Raw genomic sequence first — 14,247 nt, 5'->3', positions numbered from 1 at the left:
GCGACCTCCTCGAGACCGAGGGCGTCGCGTTCGACGAGCGCGGCCTCGTGGCCCTCGACCGGTTCGGCTGGAGCCGGGCGCGGCGCGCGACGCGGACGTCGCGAGGCGCCGCGCGCCGGCCGCCGCGGGCGGGGAGCTCCCGCCGGAGCTCGCGAGCCCGCACGCGCGGGCGTCGCCAGCTCCGGCCGTCCCGCTACCCGACGCGGACCGGCGGCACGTTCCAGATCTCCTCCGCGTACTCCCGGATGGTGCGGTCGGAGGAGAACTTCCCGGTGCGGGCGACGTTCAGGATCGCCATGCGCGTCCAGTGCTCGGGGTCGCGGTAGGCCTTCTCCACCTCCTCCTGGCACGCGCAGTACGCCGCGAAGTCCGCGAGCACGAGGTACGGGTCGCCGCCGTTCAGGAGCGAGTCCACGATGGGCCGGAACAGGCCCGGCTCGCCCGGCGAGAAGACGCCCGAGGCGAGGGCGTCGAGCACCTGCTTGATCCGGCGGTCGTTCCGGTACCACTCCCACGGATCGTACCCGCGCTTCTTCAGGGCGGCGACCTGCTCGACGGTGAGCCCGAACAGGAAGAAGTTCTCCGCGCCGACCTCCTCGCGGATCTCGACGTTCGCGCCGTCGAGCGTGCCGATGGTCAGCGCGCCGTTCAGGGCGAACTTCATGTTCCCGGTGCCGGAGGCCTCCTTGCCCGCCGTCGAGATCTGCTCGGACACCTCCGCGGCCGGGAAGATCCGCTCCGCGAGCGAGACCCGGTAGTTCCGGAGGAACGCGACGGTCACGCGGCCCTTCACGTCGACGTCGTGGTTCACGACGTCCGCGACCGAGTTCACGAGCTTGATGATCCACTTCGCCATGGCGTACCCGGGCGCCGCCTTGCCGCCGAACAGGTACGTGCGCGGGTACGGGTCGTAGGAGCGGTCCTCCTTGAGGCGGAGGTACTCGCTCGCGACGCGCAGGACGTCGAGCAGCTGGCGCTTGTACTCGTGGATCCGCTTCACCTGGACGTCGAAGATCGAGTCGAGGTCGAGGGTGATCCCGTTCTCGGCCCGCACGATCTCGGCGAGCCGGGCCTTGTTGTCCCGCTTCACGCTCCGGAACAGGCGCCGGAAGCCGGCATCCTCGGCGAGCGGCTCGAGGCGGCGGAGCTGGGTCGCGTCGGTGAGCCACTCCGGCCCGATCACCTCGGTGATCGACTTCGCGAGCCCGGGGTTCGCCTGGAGGAGCCAGCGGCGGGGGGTGACCCCGTTCGTCTTGTTGTTGAACTTCTCGGGCCAGAGCGCGTGGAAGTCCCGGAAGAGCTCGCGCTTCAGGAGCTCGGTGTGGAGCGCGGCCACGCCGTTCACCGAGTGCGAGCCGACCACGGCGAGGTTCGCCATGCGGACCTGCTTCGTCGGGCCCTCCTCGATGACGCTCATCCGCGAGATCGCGCCATCGTCGGCCTTCCGCTCCGCGCGCACGCCGTCGATGAACCGGCGGTTGATCTCGTAGACGATCTCGAGGTGGCGCGGGAGGACGCGGCCGAAGAGGTCCACCGACCACCTCTCCAGCGCCTCGGGCATCAGGGTGTGGTTCGTGTAGCCGAAGGTCGCGCGGGCGATCTCCCAGGCCTCGTCCCACTCGAGCCCCTGCTCGTCGACGAGGACGCGCATCAGCTCCGCGACGGCGATCGCGGGGTGCGTGTCGTTCATCTGGATCGCCACCTTGTCCGGGAAGCTCCCGAACCCGTCGTGCATCTTGAGGTGGCGGTTCACGATGTCGTGGATCGAGCAGCAGACGAAGAAGTACTGCTGCTGGAGCCGGAGCTCCTTGCCCATCACCGTGAGGTCGTTCGGGTAGAGGACCTTGGAGATGTTCTCGGAGAGGTCCTTGTCCTCCACCGCCGATAGGTAGTCGCCGGCGTTGAAGTCGGCGAGGTCGAGCTCCTGCGACGCGCGCGCGCGCCAGAGGCGGAGCGTGTTGACGGTCGAGTTGCCGAAGCCGGCGATCGGGACGTCGTAGGGCATGCCGAGCACGTGCCGCGCGTCGACCCAGCGGACGCGGAGCTTGCCCTTCTCGTCGACGTAGTGCTCGGTCCGGCCGTAGATCGACACCGGCACGGTCGCGTCGGGGCGCGGGATCTCCCACGCGCTCCCGAACCGGAGCCACTCCTCGGGGCGCTCGACCTGGTAGCCGTTGCGGATCTCCTGGTCGAAGATGCCGAACTCGTACCGGATGCCGTAGCCGTACGCGGGGATGGACAGCGTCGCGAGCGAGTCGAGGAAGCAGGCGGCGAGGCGGCCGAGGCCGCCGTTCCCGAGCCCGGCGTCGGGCTCCTGCGAGAGGAGGTCCGCGAGGTCCAGGCCGAGGTCCGACAGCGCCGAGCGCATGCCGTCGTACAGGCCGACGTTCAGGAGGTTGTTCTCGAGCGCCTTCCCCATCAGGAACTCGAGGGAGAGGTAGTAGACGCGCTTCGCGTCCTGCTTGTAGTAGGCCTGCTGCGTCTGGATCCACCGGCGCATCATCCGGTCGCGCACCGAGTACGCGACCGCGAAGTAGCGATCGAGCGCGGTGGCGGTGTGCTCGTCCTTGCCCTGCGAGTACTGCAGGTGATCGGCGAAGGCCCGGCGGAGCGTGTCGACGTCCGTGGCGGTGCGGGAGTTCGGGAGGTCGCGCGCGCGCTCGAGCGCCCTCGCTTCCTCGGAGCGAGCGGTGGTTCCTCTCCTCTGCTGCGGCTGCTGCGGCGGCATCCAGGCTCCTTCGTCGCGGCGCCCGTGAGGGGCGTGCCAGCGGCGCATCATCATAACGCTGGGACACCGGGGGGCCATGGGATGCGCTGCAGTCGGGGGGCGAGCAGCCGAGGCCCGGCACGCCGCAGGGCGTCCCCGATCGGATGGGCGTCGGGTGGTACGCCGGCCGCACCCGGCGCCTAGGCGCCCTTCCGCAGCGATCCCGCGAGCTCCGCGTACAGGTGGATCGCGCTACGGATCGCCTTCTGGAAGTCGCCGAGGTTCAGGCTCTCGTTCTCCGAGTGGGCGTTCGAGGACGGGTCCTCGACGCCGATGAGGAGCGCGGGGGCCCCGCCGAGCGCCTTCGCGAAGGGCTCCACGAACCCGATGGACCCGCCGCAGCCGATCGCGAGGGCCTTCCTGCCGAACCCCTTCTCGAGGGCGCGGAACGCGGCGCCGAACGCGGGGTGGGCGACGTCGGTCATCCACGGCGCGCCCGCCGTCTCCGGCTTGACCGTCACCTCGACACCCCACGGCGCCGCGCGCTTCAGCGCCTCGACCAGCCGCTCGCGCGTCTCGGCGGCGTCCATGTCGGGGACGAGACGGATCCCCACCCTCGCCCACGCCACGTCGTTGATGATGTTCCGGGCGTCCTTGCGGGTGGACGCCTGGATCGCGTTCACGGCGAGCGCCGGCTGCCACCAGTTCACCTCGAGCGGGTGGCCCTCGCCGAGGAGCTTCACCCCGGGCCGCATCCGCGCCTGCTGCCGGAACGCGTCCACGGTGACGGGGAGCGCCGCGATCGCCTCGCGCTGCTCGCGGGAGAGCGGGCGGACCCGGTCGTACACGCCCGGGATCGCGATGCGGCCGTCCGCGTCCACGAGCGTCGCGAGGATCTTCGCGAGCGCCATCGCCGCATCCGGCACCGGGCCGCCCCACATCCCCGAGTGGACGCTCTGCTCGAGCGCGCGGACCTCCACGTCCACCGTCACGAGCCCGCGGAGCGCCACCGTGATCGAGGGGACGCCCACGTCGACGTTGCCGGTGTCCGTGAGCACCATCGCGTCGGCGTCGAGACGCGACCGGTACTTCGCGAGGAACTCGCCGAGGTGCTCGGAGCCGATCTCCTCCTCGCCCTCGATGACGATCTTCACGTTGAGCGGCATCCGCTTCGCCCCGCGGACCCAGGCGTCGACGGCGGCGGCGTGCACGAGGATGCCCGCCTTGTCGTCGGCGGCGCCGCGCCCCCAGAGCCGGCCGTCGCGCTCGGTGGGCTCGAACGGCGGCGAGCGCCACGCCTCGGCGTCGCCCGCCGGCTGCACGTCGTGGTGGGCGTAGAGGAGCAGCGTGGGTGCCTCCGGCGCCTCCATCCGCTCGCCGAAGACGTACGGGTGCGCGCCCTCCACGGTGAGCACCTCGACCTTCTCGAACCCGCGCCGCCGGAGCAGCTCCGCCACCGCGTCGGCGCTCCGCTTCACCTCGATCTCCGGGAAGCCGGCGAACGACACGCTCGGGATCCGCACGAGCCGCTTCAGCTCGTCGAGGTAGATCGCCGCGTTCTTCTCGTAGTGGGCGAGCGCCAGCTCGACCGGGGTGCCGGACATGCGTGCTCCTCTGCTGGGAAGGACGCCGAAAGGTTCGTCCGACGAGATATAAAGCCGCGGTGCGCGGGGACCCTCACCCTCTTCGGGACGGAGCGCTGGCCGGCGTCGCCGCGGCGGTGGGCGTCACGCGCGTCGCGCGGCTCACCGGCCTCGACCGGACCGGGGTCGAGGTGGCGAGCGCGGTCCGCCCGGCGGGCCACGTCCTGCAGGTGACGAACGGAAAGGGCGCGACCTTCGAGGAGGCGGCGCGCGGCGCGCTGCTCGAGGCCGTGGAGCTGTGGGCCGCGGAGCAGCCCGTGCCCGGGCCGTCCGGCGCGGTGGACGCGCTCCGCGCCGCGGCGCCGGACGCGGAGGTGGTCTCGCTCGCGGACCTCGCGCCCGGCGCCGACCCCTCCTGGGATTCACTCGTCGTGAGCTGGCGCGAGGCGGAGGCGCTCGGCGGCGGCCGGGGCGCGCGCCGCGCCCTCGTCCCAGCCGTCGCGGTCTCCTGCCCGCCGCCGGGCGCGCCGCCCCTCGGGCCGGCGGTGCTCTCCTGGAGCTCCAACGGGATGGGGGCGCACCCGAACCGCGACGCCGCGCTCCTGCACGCGCTCCTCGAGGCGATCGAGCGCGACCAGCTCGCCCGCGCGCTGCCGGAGGGCTTCACCGAGACGGCTCTCGCGGCCCGGCTCGTCGATCCGGCGTCGCTCGCGGCGGTGGCGCCGCGGACGGCGGCGGCGCGCGCGGAGCTCGTCCGGCGCGGGTTCGCGGTGCACCTCGTCGACTGCGGGGCCAAGCTCGAGGTCGCGGTCGCTGCGGCGCTCCTCGTGGATCCGCACGGCGCGCCGGTGCCGGTCGCCGCCGGCTACGCCTGCCGCCTGGACCGCGACGCCGCGCTCGCCGCCGCGCTCCTCGAGGCCTGTCAATCCCGGGCGACGGAGATCCACGGCGCCCGCGAGGACGTGCTCCACGGCGACCGCGACGCCGCGGCGCCGCTCGCGGCGCTCTGCGCCGTGATCCGTCCGCGCCGGAGCGCCCGGGCGATGCCGTCCGCGCAGGTCCCGTCGCCGGCCGCGGGGCTGCGCCGCGTCCTCCGCCACCTCGACGCCGCCGGCCTGTCCCGCGTCGTGGCCGCCGACCTCCCCGCGCCCCCCGGCGTCCACGCCGTGAAGGTCCTCGTGCCCGGCTTCCTCGTCTCGGAGCTCCTCCAGTGAGACCGCCGCGCCTCCGGCCGGCCGACGTGGTCGCCTTCCTCGGCCCCTCGCTCTCGCCCGCGGCAGCGCGGGCCGTCGCGCCCTGCCGCGTGCTCCCGCCGGCGCGCGCCGGCGACGTCCTCGCGGTCCTGCCGGAGCGGCCGCTGGCGATCGCGCTCGTGGACGGGCTCTTCGACACGACGCCGTCCGTCTGGCACCGCGAGCTCCTCGCCGCGCTCGACGCCGGCGTCGCGGTGTTCGGCGGCGCGAGCATGGGCGCGCTCCGGGCCGCTGAGCTCGCCCGGTTCGGCGTGGTCGGCGTCGGCCGGATCGCGGCGTGGTACCGCGACGGCGTCCTCGTCGACGACGGCGAGGTCGCGCTCCTGCACGGCGGCGCCGAGACCGGCTTCCGGGCGTTCACCCTGCCCCTCGTGCAGGTCCGCGCCGCCGCGGACGCCGCCCGCCGGGAGCGGGCCGCGTCGGCGCGCGAGGCGGCCGCGCTCGTGGCCGCGGCCGCGGCCATCCCGTACCGCGAGCGCACCTGGCCCGCAGTGCTCGGCGCGGCGCGCCTCGCGCCCGCCGCCCGGACGCGTCTCGGCGCGTTCCTTCCGCGCGTGCCGGACCTCAAGGCCGCCGACGCCCGCGCCACCGTCGAGGCCGCGGCCGCGTTCGCGCGCGCCCGGCGCGCCGGCGCGCCGCCGCCGCCGCGCCCGGAGGTCCCGCCCCCACCCTCGCACCTCCGCCGCGCGCGGCTCGCGCGGGCGGCCTCCGCGCTGCCGGGCGGCGGCGCCGTGCCGTCCGGCGCGGTCGTCGCTGCGCTCGCCCGCCGCCCCGACGCCGGCCGCCTGGCGGCGGACGGGCTGCGGCGGGCGCTCGTCGCCGCGTTCGCGCGCTCGCTCGGCCTCCGCGCGAGCGACGACGAGGCCGCCGCCGCGGAGCGGACCTGGCTCTCGCGGGCCGGCGTGCCGCCCCGGCGGCGCGCCGCCTTCCTCGCCGCGCTCGGGCTGGACGAAGGCGCCGCCCGCAGGCTCGCCGAGGACCTCGCGCTCGACGCCAGGGCGCTCGCGCTGGCCGAGCGGCTCGTCCCCGACGGCCCGGCATGGCAGGAGGGCCTCGCGCTCGCGGCGCGGCTCTCCGGCGCATGGCTCGAGGAGGCGCTCCGGGTGGCGGCGCCTCCGGGCGGCTCGCCCTTCGACTTCGCGTCCCCGCGGACGCGGCGACGCGACCCTCGGGGCGGACGGAGGAAGGCGGGCGCTTCCCGCTCGCAGTCGCCGTCGAGCTCGCAGTCCCGTTCCCGCTCGCCTTCGCGCCCGCGCCCGAGGAGCCCCCGGTGACGAAGAAGAAGCCCCCCGTCGATGCGCCCGCCGGTCCGTTCAACCCGGCCCTGGCCGCCCTGCGCGACCGGCTCCCCGCCGGCTACACGCCGCCCGCCCCGTCCCCCGCTGCCGCCGCCTCGTCCTCCCCGGCGCCGGAGAAGGCGCCCGCCCGCGCGGTGGTCCGCATGGAGCGCAAGGGCCGCGGCGGCAAGGAGGCGACCGTGGTCGAGAAGCTCGAGCTCGCGCCGAAGGCGCTCGCCGGCTGGGCCGACGCGCTCAAGCGCGCGCTCGGGTGCGGGGGCGGCGTCGAGGGCGACGCCATCGTGGTCCAGGGCGACCAGCGCGACCGCGTGGCGCGCTGGCTCGAGGAGCGGGGCGTCCGGAAGGTGACGATCGGCTGAGGCCCCGCGGGGAGTGACCGCCGTCGCGCCGCGGGTTACAGGTGGCGCGTGCCCACCAGCGTCTTCGACCTCTTCAAGATCGGCATCGGTCCGAGCTCCTCGCACACGGTCGGCCCGATGCGCGCCGCCCGGTCCTTCGCCGGGGGGCTCGCCGCCTCCGGCGTGCTCGACCGCACGGCGGAGGTGCTCGCGACGCTCCACGGCTCGCTCGGCGCGACCGGAAGGGGGCACGGCACCGACCGGGCGGTCGTCCTCGGGCTGCTCGGCGAGACGCCCGACGGCGTGGACCCCGACGCCATCCCGGCCCTCCTCGCCGGCGTCCGCGCGCGGGGGCGGCTCGCGCTCCTCGGGCGCCGCGAGATCCCGTTCCGCGAGGCGGAGCACCTGCGCTTCGTGCACGAGGCGCTCCCGTTCCACCCGAACGCGATGCGCTTCGTCGCGCGCGACGCCGCCGGTCGCGTCCTCGCGGACCGCGTGTCGTACTCGATCGGCGGCGGCTTCGTCGTCGACGAGGGCGCCGGCGCGACGACCGGCGACGCGACGCTCGCGCCGTGCCCGTTCCACTCCGCCCGGGAGCTCCTCGCGCTCTGCGCGGCCCGCGGCGCCCGGCCGTCGGACGTCATGCTGGAGAACGAGTGTGCGACGCGGCCGGCCGCCGAGGTGTCGGCGCGGCTGCTGCGGATCTGGGAGGTGATGCAGGCCTGCGTGGAGCGCGGATGCCGGACGGAGGGCGTCCTCCCCGGCGGCCTCGAGGTGCCCCGCCGCGCGCCCGGACTGCACGCGGCGCTGTCCTCGCGCGCCGCGAAGGACGATCCGCTCGCGGCGATGGACTGGGTGAACCTGTGGGCGCTCGCGGTGAACGAGGAGAACGCCGCGGGCGGGCGCGTCGTCACCGCGCCGACGAACGGCGCGGCCGGCATCGTCCCGGCGGTGCTGCACTACTGGCGCCGGCTCGTGCCCGGCTCCGACGACGCAGGCGTCGTCCGCTTCCTCCTCACCGCCGGCGCGATCGGCGCGCTCTACAAGGAGAACGCGTCCATCAGCGGGGCCGAGGTGGGGTGCCAGGGCGAGGTCGGAACCGCGTGCTCGATGGCGGCCGGCGCGCTCACGGAGGTGCTCGGCGGGACGCCCGCGCAGGTCGAGAACGCCGCCGAGATCGGGATGGAGCACAACCTCGGCCTCACCTGCGATCCCGTCGGCGGCCTCGTGCAGATCCCCTGCATCGAGCGGAACGCCATGGCCGCGGTGCAGGCGATCAACGCCGCCCGGATCGCGCTCCGCGGGGACGGGCGCCACGCCGTCTCGCTCGATGCGGTGATGCGGACGATGCGGGAGACCGGCGCCGACATGAAGGCCAAGTACAAGGAGACCGCCCTCGGAGGGCTGGCCGTGCACGCCCCGGGCGCGCTCGTCCGGATCGGGGTCCACCTCCCGGAGTGCTGATCCGCCGCGTTGCGGGGCCTCTCCCGGCTGGCCAAGCTCGAGGGGCATGTCGAAGCCCACGGACGTGCCCGGGCTCGGACCGCACGCGCGCCTGTCCCTGGCCGGCCCGCTCCTCGTGCGGGCCCGCCTCGCGGACGTGCGCCGGTACGAGGGCGCCCTCTCCGGGGACGGGGAGCCCGACCCGGATGCGGTGCACGACATGCGCGTCGCGGCGCGCCGGCTCCGGGCCGCGCTCCAGCTGTTCGGCGACGCCGACCTCCTCGCGCTCGAGCGGCAGGTGAAGGCGCTGCAGGACGCGCTCGGCGCGGTGCGCGACGTCCAGGTGCAGCGGGAGTGGTTGCGAGGCGCGGCGGGCGGCGCGCGCGCCGCCGGGGCGCGGGCGCTCGCGGATGCCGTCGACGCGGCGCGACCGAGGCTCGAGAAGAAGCTGCATCGCGCGCTGCGGGGGTGGGCGGGGGCGATCGCGCCGGCCCTGGAGCGGAGCGCCCAGGCCGCCGGCGGGAAGGGGCGGCTCGGAGGCAAGCGGATCGCGAAGGAGCTCCGGCGCGCGCTGCGCCGCCTCGGGCGGCGCGCCGAGGCCGCGGAGGCGGACCCCGCGCCCGCTCCCGCGCACCGGCTGCGGATCGCCGCGAAGCGGGTGCGGTATCTCGGCGAGCTCGTGCAGGACGGCCGACCCGAGGCCGCGGAGCGGCTGCTCGCGGAGCTGGTCCCGCTGCAGGAGCGGCTCGGCGCCCTGCACGACACGGACGTGCGCATCGAGCGGCTCGCGGACCTCGGCCCGCGGACGCCGCCCCGGGCCCGCGTCACGGCGCGGGCGCTGCTCGAGGACGTGCGGCGGGACCGGACGCGTCAGGAGCAGGAGCTCCGGCGCGTGCTCGAGCGGTGGCGCGAGGAGGACCTGATCCCGGCGCTCGCGGCCGCGTTCGCGAGGAAGCGGCGCCGCGGGCGGGAGGCGGCGCGGCACGTCCCGGCGGTGGACGGGTCCGGCGCGCCGGCGTGATGCCAGCGACCGGTCGTGGTGAGCCTGTCGAACCACGAGCTCGCGCGGCTTGCCTTTCGACGGGCTCGGGGCGAGCGAGTGACCTCAGGCGCCGCCGAGGAGCTCCTTCGGCTCCAGGAACGCGGCCGCGGCGAACCCGCCGACGAACTGCGCCTCCTGGAGCTCGAGGACGTACAGCGCGAAGTCGAGGCTCAGGAGCCCGCGGGCGCCCCGGTGGCGCGCGGCGTAGCGGGCCTCCGCGTCCGGCCGCCCGGCCTCGCCGACCCGCGCGACGCGGCCGACGAGCGTGAGCCGCGCGGCGGTGCGCGGATCGCCGGCGGCCGCGGCCGCGTCGAAGACGAGCAGCGACGCCCGCGGGTCCACCTCGAGATTCTGCGTGTGCTGGGCGAGCGACGAGAGGAGCAGGAGCGGCGCGCCTCGCGCGTCGAGCGCGTACGGCACGAGGGTGCCGTACGGATGGCCCGGGTACCGCCGCGAGATCGTGGAGAGCACCCCGAAGCGCTCCCGCTCGAGCAGCTCCCGCGCCGCCTGCGCGCCCCCCAGGGCGTCCACTCCGGCCCGCCCCTTCCGCTCGAGCTCCTCGTTCTCCGCCATCGCGTCCTCCCGCCGCGGCACCACGCCGCCTGGCGTCCAGGTAGCGCGCACGGCGAAGGCCGGCCGCTCCCGGAGGGGCGGCGCGGCCGGGTGCCGCTAGAGCACCACGAGCCCCATCCGCGCGGCGCGGACGATCGCCTCCGCGCGCGATCCCGCCCCGAGCTTCGACAGGATCGCGTTCACGTGGAACTTCGCGGTGTGCTCCGAGATCCCGAGGCGCGACGCGATCGCCTTGTTCGCGAGCCCCTCGGCCAGGAGCGCGAGCACCTCGCGCTCGCGCGGCGTGAGCGGCTCGTCCGGCTCGGGGGCCTCCGGCGGACGCACGAACCCGCCGGCGAGCGCGGGGTCGAGCACCTCGAGGCCGCGCGCCGCCGCGATGGCGGCCGCCGCGAGGACCTCGGGCGGCGCGCCGCGGAAGATCACGCCGCGTGCCCCTGCGCGGAGCGCCTCCGCCGCCTGCGCCTCGTCGGCCGCGAGCGCCAGCACCGGGACGTCGCCCAGCGCGGCGAGGCCCCCGGCTCCGCCCGGCCCCGCGCCGAGGTCCCAGAGCACGACCTCCGGCGCCGACTCGGCCGCGAGCCGGCCGGCGTCGCGAGGCGCCGACTCGCCGGCGAGCGCGAGCTCCGCGCGAGCCGCGACGCGCGCCGCGAGGCCGCCGCGCGCGAGCGGGTCCGGGGAGACGACGAGCACGGGAACGGGCTCCATCGCGTCGTTCCTAACGGCCGGCCGGGCCCGGGGCTCGCGCACGCCGCGCCCCAGGGGCGCCCGCCTCGCGCTACACTCGCTCCCCGATGCGCACCCCCGCCCCGCTCGACGACGCCGGGATGGCGCTCGGCGCGCTCCGGGCGAGCCCGCTCCGGTCCCTCCTCACCGCCCTCGGCGTGGTGATCGGCGCCGCCACGGTCGTCGCCATGATGTCCCTCACGGAGGGGCTGCGGGTCGAGGTGACGCGCCAGATGGCGCTCCTCGAGGCGGGCGCGTTCCGGGTCGACAAGTGGCCGATGATCGTGATGGGCCACGCGGAGTGGCACCGGTACGCCCGGCGGAAGGACATCACGCGCGAGCAGGGCGAGGCGCTCCGGGCGCTGCCCCACGTGGCCTACGTCTCCGTCGAGGAGAGCGGCCGGCGGCCCGAGGCGCTCGCCACGCGCGCGCGCCGGACCCGCTCCGAGATCGAGGTCATCGGCGCCGTCCCGGACTACGAGTTCGCGAACGCGTTCACGGTCGCGCGCGGCCGCTTCCTGTCGCACGTCGACGTCGCGCTCGCGCGGCGGGTGGCCTTCATCGGCGCCGCGGTGGCGGACCTGCTGTTCCCGGGCGAGGACCCGGTCGGCCAGGAGGTCCGGATCCGGGGCGTGCCGTTCGAGGTGATCGGCGTCGCCGAGCGGATGGGGACCGTGCTCGGCCTCGAGTCGAAGGACGGGTTCGCGGTGGTGCCCTGGACCGCGTACGACGCGGTGATCGGCCGGTCGCGGAACACGAGCATCGCCGTCCGCGCGACCTCGATCGAGGACCAGGCGCAGGCCATGGTGGAGGTGAAGGCCGCGCTCCGCAGGAGCCGCGGGCTCGCGCCGCAGGAGGAGGACGACTTCGAGGTCTTCTCGAACGAGACGGCCGCGAACCTGTTCGACGACCTCGCGCGGCTGGTGGGCGCCGCCACGTTCGGGCTCTGCGCCCTGTCCCTGCTCGTCGGGGGCATCGGCATCATGAACATCATGCTGGTCTCGGTGACCGAGCGGACCCGCGAGATCGGCCTCCGGATGGCGCTCGGGGCCCGGCGGCGGCGCATCCTCGCCCAGTTCCTCGTGGAGTCGCTCGTTCTCTCGGTGGCCGGCGGGCTCCTCGGCGTCGCCCTCGGCGGCGCCGTCGCGGTCGCGGCCCGCGGCCTCGACCTCCTCCCCGCCCGTGTGCCCGCCTGGTCGATCGCGCTCGCGGTCGGCTCCGCGGCGGCGGCCGGCCTCCTCTTCGGGATCTACCCGGCGGCGCGCGCGTCGCGGCTGGATCCGGTCGAGGCCATGCGAACGGAGTGAGGCTCCCCAGCCGTTCGGGCAGGTCCGACGCCGTCCGTCCCGCCGATGTGCCGGGCGGACGGCGCGCCTAGGCTTCCTCTCGCGGCGCCAAGCCGCCGAAAGGAAGCACCGGAATCATGGAACCCGACGTCCTCACCCAGCTCTCGATCCGCGTCGCCGACCTCGCCGCGCGCGGCGCCACCCACGTCGTCCGCGTCGACGGGCGGCGCGTCCCCTCCTCCGGCGTGGTCTGGTCCGCCGACGGCGTGATCGTCACCGCCCACCACACCCTCGACCGCGACGAGGCCGTCACGGTCGCGCTCCCCTCGGGGGACGAGGCCGAGGCCGAGATCATCGGCCGCGACCCGACGACGGATCTCGCGGCCCTGCGCGTGAAGGCGAGCGGCCTCGAGGCGGTCGCCTGGGCGGACGAGGCGGCGCTCCGGCCGGGCCAGCTCGTCGTAGGGGTCTCGCGCCCGGGCCGGACGCCGCGCGCCGAGCTCGCGACGCTCGTCCGCGCCGGCGGCGAGTTCCGCGGCCCCGGCGGCGGGAAGATCGGCCGATTCCTCGAGACGACCGTCGAGCGCCACCCCGGCGTCTCCGGCGCGCTCGTGCTCGGGACGGACGGCGCGGGGATCGGCGTCGCGACCGCCGGACTGCACCGCGGCGCCGTGCTCGCGATCCCCGCGTCGACGCTCCGGCGCGTGGTGAAGGCCCTCCTCGCGCACGGAGAGGTGCGCCGCGGCTACCTCGGCATCGCCACGTCTCCCGTGCCGCTCCCGACCGCCGTCCGCGCGGCGACCGGCGAGGAGCTCGCGCTGCTCGTCTCGCGCGTCGAGCCGGAGAGCCCGGCGGCGCGCGCCGGCCTCCTGCTCGGCGACGCGATCCTCTCCGTCGGCGGAGAGCGGCTCCAGGACGCCTCCGAGCTCCTGGCGCTCCTCGCGGAGGACCGGATCGGAGACGCCGTCACCGTCCGGATCCTCCGCGCGGGAGAGGTCCGCGACGTCTCGATCACGGTGGGCGCCCGCGGCGAACGGAGGGGATCGTGACCGCGCTCCAGGCCTTCTCCCGCGACGTGGCGGACCTCGTGGCGCGCGCGGCCCCGGCCGTCGTCGGCGTCGAGCACCGGCGCGGACAGGGCTCGGGCGTCGTGCTCGCCGGGGACGGGTACGTCCTCACGAACGCACACGTCGCCCGGGGCGGTGGCCCGCTCCGCGTCCGGATCTCCGGGTCGCGCGTCGCCGCCGGCACCCTCGTCGGCGCGGACGAGCGGACCGACCTCGCCGTCGTCCGCGTCGAGGCGCGCGACCTGCCCGTCCTCGCGCTGTCCGAGCGCCGCCTCGACGTCGGCGAGATCGTCCTCGCCATCGGGAACCCGCTCGGCTTCGAGCGGTCCGTGACGGTCGGCGTCGTCTCCGCGCTCTACCGGAACCTCCCCGCGCCCCAGGGCGGGACGCTCGAGGGGCTCGTGCAGACCGACGCCTCGATCAACCCCGGCAACTCGGGCGGCCCGCTCCTCGACGCGCACGGCGAGGTCGTGGGGATCGCCACCGCGATGCTCCCGTGGGCGCGCGGGATCGGCTTCGCGATCCCCGCCCACACGGCGAGCTGGGTCGCCTCGGTGCTGATCCGCGAGGGCGAGGTCCGCCGCCCGTTCCTCGGCATCGCGGCGCGCGGCGAGGACCTCGAGCCCGCCGTCGCGACCGAGGCGGGCCACCCGCGCGCGGTGCGCGTGCTCGAGATCGTGGAGGGCTCGCCGGCGCAGGCGGCGGGGGTCCGCCGCGACGACCTGCTCGTCGCCGCGGACGGGAGCCCGGTGCAGACGCTGGACGATCTGCAGCGCGTGCTGGTGCTCTCGGCACGCCCGGAGATCGGTCTCGAGGTGCTGCGCGGCGGCCGGAGGCAGGCGCTCGCGATCCGGCCGCGGCCGCCGGCGGCGAGGGCGGCGTGAGCGGGCGCGGCCCCGGGGTTCACCCCGGGGCCGCGGCCGAGCCGCGCTCG

Annotated in this window: 12 protein-coding genes; 8 read left to right on the top strand and 4 right to left on the bottom strand. The window is 76.1% G+C overall.

Translation table 11 applies throughout. The features are described from left to right. Positions 1–193: 193 nt before the first annotated feature. Positions 194–2,728 (bottom strand): glycogen/starch/alpha-glucan phosphorylase, encoded by a 2,535-nt coding sequence (locus tag AMOR_RS17815; RefSeq protein WP_248352965.1) that lies wholly within the window; start codon positions 2,726–2,728, stop codon positions 194–196. Between the two features lie 179 nt (positions 2,729–2,907). Next, on the bottom strand, positions 2,908–4,311 hold the full coding sequence (locus AMOR_RS17810) for a M20/M25/M40 family metallo-hydrolase (protein ID WP_248352963.1): 1,404 nt from the start codon (positions 4,309–4,311) through the stop codon (positions 2,908–2,910). Between the two features lie 59 nt (positions 4,312–4,370). On the opposite strand from AMOR_RS17810, the gene AMOR_RS17805 reads away from it, so the two are divergent. From AMOR_RS17805 to AMOR_RS17785, 5 genes are read left to right on the top strand one after another with little or no spacing between them, the layout of a single operon-like run. After that, positions 4,371–5,504 (top strand): YcaO-like family protein, encoded by a 1,134-nt coding sequence (locus AMOR_RS17805; protein WP_248352961.1) that lies wholly within the window; start codon positions 4,371–4,373, stop codon positions 5,502–5,504. Continuing rightward, positions 5,501–6,817 carry a TfuA-like protein gene (locus AMOR_RS17800; protein WP_248352959.1) on the top strand — a complete coding sequence of 439 codons (1,317 nt, stop codon included), beginning with the start codon at positions 5,501–5,503 and terminating at the stop codon, positions 6,815–6,817. Before AMOR_RS17805 ends, AMOR_RS17800 begins: the two co-directional genes overlap by 4 nt. Then, positions 6,814–7,200, top strand: a complete 387-nt coding sequence (locus AMOR_RS17795; RefSeq protein ID WP_248352956.1) for a translation initiation factor — start codon at positions 6,814–6,816, stop codon at positions 7,198–7,200. The genes AMOR_RS17800 and AMOR_RS17795 overlap by 4 nt, the downstream gene beginning before the upstream one ends. A gap of 48 nt (positions 7,201–7,248) precedes the next feature. Continuing rightward, positions 7,249–8,643 carry an L-serine ammonia-lyase gene (locus tag AMOR_RS17790; RefSeq protein WP_248352954.1) on the top strand — a complete coding sequence of 465 codons (1,395 nt, stop codon included), beginning with the start codon at positions 7,249–7,251 and terminating at the stop codon, positions 8,641–8,643. Between the two features lie 46 nt (positions 8,644–8,689). After that, a complete protein-coding gene (locus AMOR_RS17785) occupies positions 8,690–9,643 on the top strand; it encodes a CHAD domain-containing protein (RefSeq protein WP_248352952.1) in 954 nt (317 codons plus the stop codon). Between the two features lie 84 nt (positions 9,644–9,727). On the opposite strand, the gene AMOR_RS17780 is transcribed toward AMOR_RS17785, so the two are convergent. Both AMOR_RS17780 and AMOR_RS17775 read right to left on the bottom strand, forming a co-directional pair. After that, positions 9,728–10,237 (bottom strand): CREG family protein, encoded by a 510-nt coding sequence (locus AMOR_RS17780; protein WP_248352950.1) that lies wholly within the window; start codon positions 10,235–10,237, stop codon positions 9,728–9,730. A gap of 96 nt (positions 10,238–10,333) precedes the next feature. Further along, positions 10,334–10,942, bottom strand: a complete 609-nt coding sequence (locus AMOR_RS17775; protein ID WP_248352948.1) for a response regulator transcription factor — start codon at positions 10,940–10,942, stop codon at positions 10,334–10,336. A gap of 86 nt (positions 10,943–11,028) precedes the next feature. Here AMOR_RS17775 and AMOR_RS17770 point away from each other — a divergent pair, with 86 nt between their 5' ends. From AMOR_RS17770 to AMOR_RS17760, 3 genes are all read left to right on the top strand, one after another. After that, positions 11,029–12,267 (top strand): ABC transporter permease, encoded by a 1,239-nt coding sequence (locus tag AMOR_RS17770; protein WP_248352947.1) that lies wholly within the window; start codon positions 11,029–11,031, stop codon positions 12,265–12,267. 116 nt (positions 12,268–12,383) lie between these two features. Next, positions 12,384–13,295 (top strand): S1C family serine protease, encoded by a 912-nt coding sequence (locus tag AMOR_RS17765; protein ID WP_248352946.1) that lies wholly within the window; start codon positions 12,384–12,386, stop codon positions 13,293–13,295. Next, complete coding sequence (locus tag AMOR_RS17760) at positions 13,292–14,197, top strand: S1C family serine protease (RefSeq protein ID WP_248352945.1); 906 nt, start codon at positions 13,292–13,294, stop codon at positions 14,195–14,197. The genes AMOR_RS17765 and AMOR_RS17760 overlap by 4 nt, the downstream gene beginning before the upstream one ends. The last annotated feature ends 50 nt before the right edge of the window (positions 14,198–14,247 follow it).

This window comes from Anaeromyxobacter oryzae (assembly GCF_023169945.1).
In the GTDB taxonomy this organism is placed as follows: Bacteria; Myxococcota; Myxococcia; order Myxococcales; family Anaeromyxobacteraceae; genus Anaeromyxobacter; species Anaeromyxobacter oryzae.
This window is presented reverse-complemented; position numbering and strand designations above follow the sequence as displayed.

Excerpts from the sequence above, each read along its gene's own strand:
- AMOR_RS17815 (WP_248352965.1), bottom strand. The coding sequence starts at position 2,728 with ATGCCGCCGCAGCAGCCGCAGCAGAGGAGAGGAACCACCGCTCGCTCC.
- AMOR_RS17810 (WP_248352963.1), bottom strand. The coding sequence starts at position 4,311 with ATGTCCGGCACCCCGGTCGAGCTGGCGCTCGCCCACTACGAGAAGAAC.
- AMOR_RS17785 (WP_248352952.1), top strand. The coding sequence starts at position 8,690 with ATGTCGAAGCCCACGGACGTGCCCGGGCTCGGACCGCACGCGCGCCTG.
- AMOR_RS17780 (WP_248352950.1), bottom strand. The coding sequence starts at position 10,237 with ATGGCGGAGAACGAGGAGCTCGAGCGGAAGGGGCGGGCCGGAGTGGAC.
- AMOR_RS17775 (WP_248352948.1), bottom strand. The coding sequence starts at position 10,942 with ATGGAGCCCGTTCCCGTGCTCGTCGTCTCCCCGGACCCGCTCGCGCGC.
- AMOR_RS17770 (WP_248352947.1), top strand. The coding sequence starts at position 11,029 with ATGCGCACCCCCGCCCCGCTCGACGACGCCGGGATGGCGCTCGGCGCG.
- AMOR_RS17765 (WP_248352946.1), top strand. The coding sequence starts at position 12,384 with ATGGAACCCGACGTCCTCACCCAGCTCTCGATCCGCGTCGCCGACCTC.